General features: G+C 39.8%; 6 protein-coding genes. 4 read left to right on the forward strand and 2 right to left on the reverse strand.

All coding sequences use genetic code 11. From position 1 onward, the window contains the following. Positions 1 to 552: 3-oxoacid CoA-transferase subunit A (locus tag B4033_RS11840; RefSeq protein WP_286834216.1), on the reverse strand; the 552-nt coding region annotated here is incomplete at its 3' end. A 284-nt stretch (positions 553 to 836) separates the two neighbouring features. Between B4033_RS11840 and pcaU the strand changes: the two genes are divergently transcribed. After that, a complete protein-coding gene (gene pcaU / locus B4033_RS11845; protein WP_163169459.1) occupies positions 837 to 1,661 on the forward strand; it encodes an IclR family transcriptional regulator PcaU in 825 nt (274 codons plus the stop codon). A 136-nt stretch (positions 1,662 to 1,797) separates the two neighbouring features. On the opposite strand, the gene pobA is transcribed toward pcaU, so the two are convergent. After that, positions 1,798 to 2,991 (reverse strand): 4-hydroxybenzoate 3-monooxygenase, encoded by a 1,194-nt coding sequence (gene pobA, locus B4033_RS11850; RefSeq protein ID WP_286834218.1) that lies wholly within the window; start codon positions 2,989 to 2,991, stop codon positions 1,798 to 1,800. A 154-nt stretch (positions 2,992 to 3,145) separates the two neighbouring features. On the opposite strand from pobA, the gene B4033_RS11855 reads away from it, so the two are divergent. From B4033_RS11855 to B4033_RS11865, 3 genes are all read left to right on the forward strand, one after another. Then, complete coding sequence (locus tag B4033_RS11855) at positions 3,146 to 3,955, forward strand: IclR family transcriptional regulator domain-containing protein (RefSeq protein WP_163169457.1); 810 nt, start codon at positions 3,146 to 3,148, stop codon at positions 3,953 to 3,955. A 413-nt stretch (positions 3,956 to 4,368) separates the two neighbouring features. Then, positions 4,369 to 5,715 (forward strand): MFS transporter, encoded by a 1,347-nt coding sequence (locus tag B4033_RS11860; protein WP_286834221.1) that lies wholly within the window; start codon positions 4,369 to 4,371, stop codon positions 5,713 to 5,715. Between the two features lie 74 nt (positions 5,716 to 5,789). Further along, a complete protein-coding gene (locus B4033_RS11865; RefSeq protein ID WP_286834224.1) occupies positions 5,790 to 7,058 on the forward strand; it encodes an OprD family outer membrane porin in 1,269 nt (422 codons plus the stop codon). Positions 7,059 to 7,317 lie beyond the last annotated feature (259 nt).

The raw sequence follows: 7,317 nt of genomic DNA on the forward strand, positions 1-7,317 counted from the left end.
TGCCATTGCCATGATCGGGCCAAAGTTACGTGCAGATTTGCGGTAAACCAGATTGCCCCAACGGTCACCTTGAGAAGCTTTAATCAAGGCGAAATCAGCTTTAATCGGATTTTCTAAAACATAGTCTTTACCTTCATAGTTCATGGTTGGTTTACCTTCAGCCAGCAAGGTACCAAAACCGGTAGGGGTATAGATTGGACCTAGGCCCATACCAGCGGCCTGAATACGGCAAGCCAGATTACCTTGCGGCACCAGTTCCAGTTCAATTTTTCCTGCACGATATAACTCGTCAAATACCCAGGAATCTGACTGACGCGGGAAAGAACAGATAATTTTACGCACCGCACCAGCTTTAAGCAGTTTCGCCAGACCATAGTCGCCATTACCGGCATTGTTATTGACGATCACCAGATTTTTCACACCAAGTTTGATCAAACCATCAATCAGCTCAGCAGGCTGACCTGCAGTACCAAAACCACCGATCATGATGGTAGATCCATCTTTGATTTGTGAAAGTGCTTCGACCAGTGAGGCAGAACTTTTATCGATCATCAAATAACTCCATGTATTGCCACTCAGTACAAAAATTTTGAGAACCTAAGGTTCTGGTTGGAACACATTCTGGACGGAGAACAAATTCCAACCAAAATCCTTAGGATTCTGTGTGATCTATTCTTGATAAATTCCAAGCTTTCGACTACGGTTTAAAAATAGTTTTGTACGGTTTACATAATCATTGCACGATGATCGAACAAAAATTTTATTAATTCTCAGAATTGAATAAAGCAACTGTAAAAATAGTGAGTGAATTAATATATGAAGATTAAGGAATTGACATGACAATCAATAACGGTGCCCGCGATCAGCTGATCCAGAATCCTGAAAATAAAAAAATAATTCGTCATGAAGATTTTATTGCTGGAGTAAGTAAGGGGCTTGCGATTCTGGATTGCTTTGCCAATGATCGATATCGTTTAAACGTTAGTATGGCAGCTGAAAAGACAGGACTTACACGAGCTGCTGCACGTCGTCATTTACTGACACTAGAATATCTTGGTTATTTAGATTTTGATGGACATTTTTATTCTTTGAGTCCCAAAGTACTTAAATTTTCAGGGGCTTATCTGAGTGGAGCACAGTTACCCAAGATTGCTCAACCACTTCTTAATTTACTGACCCAGCAAACTTCATTAATCTACTCTGTGATGGTCTTGGATGGTTTTGAGGCGATTACCATCGCGCGTAGTGCCGCCCATCAACAAACTGATCGAGTCAATCCTTATGGCTTACATCTCGGTAATCGGTTACCCGCGCATGCTACTTCAGCAGGAAAAGTTTTATTGAGTTATTTAAGTCCTGAGTCACAGCAAGAATGGCTTGAGCAATATCCTTTAAAATCACTGACCAAATACACCTATACAGATAATCAGGCATTTTTAGCTCTATTACAGCAAATTCGTGCTGATGAATTTTGCTATTCAGCAGAAGAGCATGAACTTGGTGTTCATGCGCTCGCAGTTCCAATTTATAATCACCGTGCCGATGTGGTTGCTGCTTTAAATATCGTATCTCCTACTGGACGTACCAGTAAAGAATATTTACAACAGCATATTTTGCCTTTACTACAACAAACAGCGCGTGAATTCCGTCAATTTGTTTAAGTCGTTTTGCACATAAGATTAAAATTTTGTAAATGAAGACCTTTTTTTAAAATAAAAAAACACATCGAGCTCAAATGAACTCGATGTGTTCTGAATCTAGCGCAAACTTAAATAACAAAAGTCTTTAAATTTGCACTTAGCTCGCTTTTTGGAGTGGTAGGCCTACATAATTTTCAGCCAGTGTCGTCTGACCTGCTTCTGAACCTAAAATATAGCTTAATTCTGCTTGTTTAATTTTATGTTCAAACTCAGTTTCTGTTTCAAAACGATGAAGTAAATGTGTCATCCACCAAGAAAAACGTTCTGCTTTCCACACCCGTTTTAAACAGTTTTCTGAATAGCTATCAATTCCTGCTTCTGAACCGTTGGCATAGTATTCAATCAAGGCTTTAGACAAGAATGCGATGTCTGATGCTGCAAGATTTAAACCTTTAGCACCTGTTGGTGGCACAATATGCGCTGCATCCCCTGCTAAGAATAATTTGCCGAAACGCATTGGCTCTGTTACAAAGCTACGTAATGGTGCAATACTCTTTTCAATTGAAGGACCTGTAATTAACTTTTCACGGCTTTCAGGATCAAGACGGTTTTTCAACTCTTCCCAGAATTGCTCATCTGACCAGTTTTCAACTTTGTCTGTTAATGAGACCTGTAAATAGTAGCGGCTACGTGTATTTGAACGCATACTGCATAATGCAAAACCACGTTCAGATTGTACATAAATCAACTCATCTGCTACTGGTGGTACATCTGCAAGTACACCCAACCAGCCAAATGGGTACACTTTTTCAAAGGTCTTGATTTTATCTTCAGGAACACTTGCACGGCATACACCATGGTAGCCATCACAACCTGCGATAAAATCACATTGAACCGTGACCTGACGGCCTTCATGTTCAAATGTCACCGAAGGTTGCTCACCATAAAATTCATGAACTTGTACATTACTTGCTTCGTAGAAAGACGTTAATTGCGCTTCAGTACGTGCTTGCATCAGGTCTTTGGTTACTTCAGTTTGACCATAAACAGTGACCTGCTTACCTCCGGTGAGTTGGGTTAGATCCACACGGTGTTTCTCACCATTGGTTAGAATTTCAATACCGTTATGTGGTAAGCCCTTTTCTCTGAGTTGAGCATCTACACCGGCTTCAGCCAAAAGATCAACAGATACCTGCTCGAGAATACCAGCACGGATACGGCTTGCTACATACTCAGCACTACGTTGCTCAATTAAAATATGATCAATACCGGCTTTATAGAGTAATTGTCCAAGCAATAATCCTGCTGGACCTGAACCAATAATTGCGACTTTAGTATTTAAAATTTCCATATGCTGACAATTCCTTAATAGCCATCTTTTTTTACAAGCTAAGAAATTTTTATGTTTCTGCCTAGACTTTAGCCTCAATCCCTACCGAAATAGGTGACTTTTGTCCGATGATCGGACAAGATATTTAAGAAAATAACTAATGAGGGATATATAATTGCGCAAGGATGTAATTCTTAGTGAGAATAATAATGAGTCTATTCAATATGATGATTACATTGCAGGTCTAGCAAAAGGTTTAAGTTTGCTAGAATGCTTCGGTATTGAACGTCAAAAGCTCAATGTTACTCAGATTGCTGAACGTACCGGACTAAGCCGTACTGCGGCACGACGCTATGTCCGTACACTCAAATTTCTGGGTTATCTCGATACAGATGAACATTTTTACTGGCTAACCTATAAGGTGCTACGCTTTTCCAGTGCTTATCTCAGCTCTGCATATTTACCGAAAGTTGCCCAGCCCATGCTTAATCTCTTAAGCATAAAAACTGCTTTAAGCTATTCGGTGGCAGTGCTGGATGAGCATGAAGTCGTGCCTGTCGCAAAAAGTATTGCTCCCCAAATTGATACCAGCAAACTTAGTCCGCTTGGTGTACATCTGGGGAATCGCCTGCCTGCTTATGCAACATCAACAGGTAAAATATTGCTTTCACGTTTAAGTTTTGAAGCCCAACAGCAATGGCTAGATAAATTCAACCTGAAAAGACTCACTCCTTACACGATTACGGATCCTCAAGTATTTTTAAAAATATTGCAGGAAGTGGGTCAGCTTGATTACTGTATTTCTACAGAAGAACATGAATTAGGCATCACTGCGATGGCCGTACCGATTTTAAATATGCAGGGAGATACTGTAGCTGCGCTAAACTGTATTGGCTCAAGCAATCGGATTGATGCCAATTATTTAATACAAAATATCCTTCCATTGCTCAAACAAACTGCTCATGATTTGCGTGCCATACTTTGATGATACTGCATGATTTCTATACTCATTTATGTTTTATATGCTGAGTAATTGATCATGCATATTGTTTTTTACAAAATGAATGCCTGTATTCATACTTTTTAATTCCTAGTATTTCACTTGATTATTCAATGATTTCCTAGGATCTGTGGATCCAATTAATCCATAAAAACGATTAAAACATTTATTTTATGCTTGAATTTGGATCCAATAATGCTACATTTTGCATATCGCAGATTTGCTGATTAAAACTTCAGCAACAAAACATGGACGGGTTTTGGTGCGATGAACATATTAAAAACATTACTAGGATGACACCTAAGGGCTAGGTAGGGCTGATTAAATGAATCAATTATTGATATTCGTTGATAGGTTCATATCCCCGCGATAGGTGTCTAAATCCATGGAGAAAGTAAATGGTTCAAAACCCTCGTGAGGAAATGAATAACAAAACCATGAATAGATATCAGTGGTTTGTTATCGGTATCTGTGTTCTTTTAAATGTCATCGATGGCTTCGATGTGCTGGTGATGGCATTCACTGCATCATCGGTATCAGCTGAATGGGGACTTACAGGTGCGCAATTAGGTGCTTTATTAAGTGCTGGTCTATTTGGTATGGGCGCTGGTTCTTTATTCTTGGCACCTTGGGCAGACAAAATTGGTCGTCGCCCGTTAATCCTGCTTTGTCTACTAATTAGTGGTGTCAGCATGATTGCTGCTTCACTAGTACAGAATGCAACTCAACTCGGTATTATGCGTTTTATTACTGGTCTGGGGATTGGTGGTATTTTAGCAAGCAGTAATGTGATTGCCAGTGAATATGCATCTTTACGCTGGAGAAGCCTGGCAGTAAGTTTGCAGTCCACTGGATATGCAATTGGTGCAACTATTGGTGGTATGATCGCAATTGCTTTGATCAGCCATTTCGGCTGGCGTTCTGTGTTCCTTGCAGGTGGCTTAACGACCATGTTAATGCTGGTGATAGCATACTTTACTTTACCTGAATCACTTGACTACCTGCTGGTCAAACAGCCAAAAAATGCTTTGGATCGTATTAATCATCTCTGCCAACGTATTGGTTTAACTCGTATTCCTCAGCTTCCTGAAGTTATCCATAATACAGCACAGCCTAAAATAGGAATTGCCAAATTATTCACTGCTGGTCTTGGCTTACAAACTATTTTTCTTTGGTTAAGTTTCTTCTTCGTGATGTTTGGCTTCTACTTCGTAATGAGCTGGACACCAAAAATCTTGACTGCAAATGGCATGACGACTGAACAAGGGGTGACTGCAGGTGTACTGATCAGTGCGGGAGGGATGTTTGGTGCAGCCCTGATTGGTCTCATCAGTGCACGTGTACGTATATTCTATGTGCAAGCTGCCTTCCTGGCATTAACCGCTATTTTAATTCTGCTCTTTGTGAATAGTACTAGCACACTTACCATTGCCTTTATCCTATCTGTTTTTCTGGGCGTATTGTCAAATGGCTGTGTGGCAGGTCTTTATGCTATGTCTCCATCAATTTATGAAGCAGATGTTCGCGCTACCGGTGTAGGTTCTGCAATTGGTTTTGGCCGTATTGGTGGAATTTTATCCCCATTGGTTGCTGGTGCATTCTTAGACGGCGGTATTTCTTCCCTTACCCTGTATGGCTATTATGCGGGTGCTTTCGTTCTTGCGATTATGACTGTTCTTAGCCTGTCAAAATTACAAAATAAACACGCAGCTCAACTGAATTTCCAAAGCTCAACTGTAAGTTAATAACACTTTTATCGCTTCATTATGATGAGCTGAACATGACGTTCAGCTCTATTCAAATATATAGGGACAATATTATGAGATTTTCTGCAATCTTTTTGGGGATACTTTCGCCTGTAGTTTTAGCTCCTGCGTTTGCAAACAGTTTTACTGATGATTCACAGGTCACATTGACAGCACGTAATTTCTATTTTGATCGTGATTATAAGCGCGGAGATGATTTTCCAGCAGCACGTGACTGGGCACAGGGTTTTATCTTAAAGGCAAATTCTGGTTATACGCCAGGGGTGGTCGGATTTGGTGTAGATATTCTAGGCCTGGCAGGTTTTAACTTATTGGGTGATAGTGTCAATGAGTATGCTGCTTCAGGTTTATTACCTGTAGGCAAAGACAGAAAGCGTGCTGACCAATATGGTGAAATCCGTTGGACCGCCAAGGCAAAAGTACAGGACTCGACTTTACATGTAGGGACATTAACACCGATGTTTCCTGTATTATTTTCCAGCCCTGCCCGTCTATTTCAGCAGAACTATCGTGGTGCTCATTTACAGTTTAATGAAATAGACAATTTAAAAGTTCATGCATTGTATACAGATCGAGTCAACCAGCGAGATTCTACTAACTATGAAAAGATTCGAGTAGGTAACCCAAATGGGCGATTTGACGCTGCTGCTGAATCTTCTGGCCTGCATATGTTGGGGGCTGAATATAAGGTAAATGATCAGGTTGCTACACAACTTTTTTATGCAGACTTACATGATGTGTATCAACAAAGTTTCTTGGGTCTAAAAACCAAGCATGATATTGGTATCGGTAACTTCCTATCTGATTTGCGTTTGTTCGTGAGTGAAGATTCAGGCGATGCCCTTGCAGGTGATATCGAGAATCAACATTTCAGTGGTATCTTCGGTTTAAATCGTAGTAATCACACCTTTAGCCTTGGTTATATGCAATCGTTTGGTGACACTGCAATGCCTACATTAGCAGGAGCCGAACCAGCAGTATTCTTAGACAGTATGAGTGCGGACTTCACCAATATTAATGAGAAAGTTTACCATGCCCGTTATGACTACGATTTTAAAGATACCTCACTTAATGGTCTTAAATTTATGACTCGTTATAGTAAAGGGGTAGATATTGAAATTAGAAGTCTGCCTGGTGAAGAGTTTGAGCAAGATGCTCTAGATTTTGAAGTAGGTTACCGGATTCCGACAGGTAAGCTCGAAGGTTTAAACCTGCGTGCGCGTTATAGTCATTATCGAAATAATATGCCTGCACAAGGTATGGCTTTCCGCTCTGATAATGAAACACGTGTAAATATTGATTACACTTGGAAATTTAAGTAAATCATACTTAAATTTGAGAAATAAATGTTTTTGATCGGACATTATTCAAAAGAGTAATGTCCAAACCTAATTTGCTTTTATTGAAATAAATTAAAATTAAATTAAATTAATATATTTGAGATAGTAGATCTCTTTCATAAATCAAAAAACGATCTTCTTTTTGGTTAATATTTGCACTCCGGATTTCTTGGCATTCGTGCATAATCTGCGGATGAAATACATCGATTCAAACAAGCTCTCTGATCCTCAGTTCAAGCGA

Source organism: Acinetobacter sp. UBA3132 (assembly GCF_002364825.1).
GTDB classification, from domain to species: Bacteria; Pseudomonadota; Gammaproteobacteria; order Pseudomonadales; family Moraxellaceae; genus Acinetobacter; species Acinetobacter schindleri.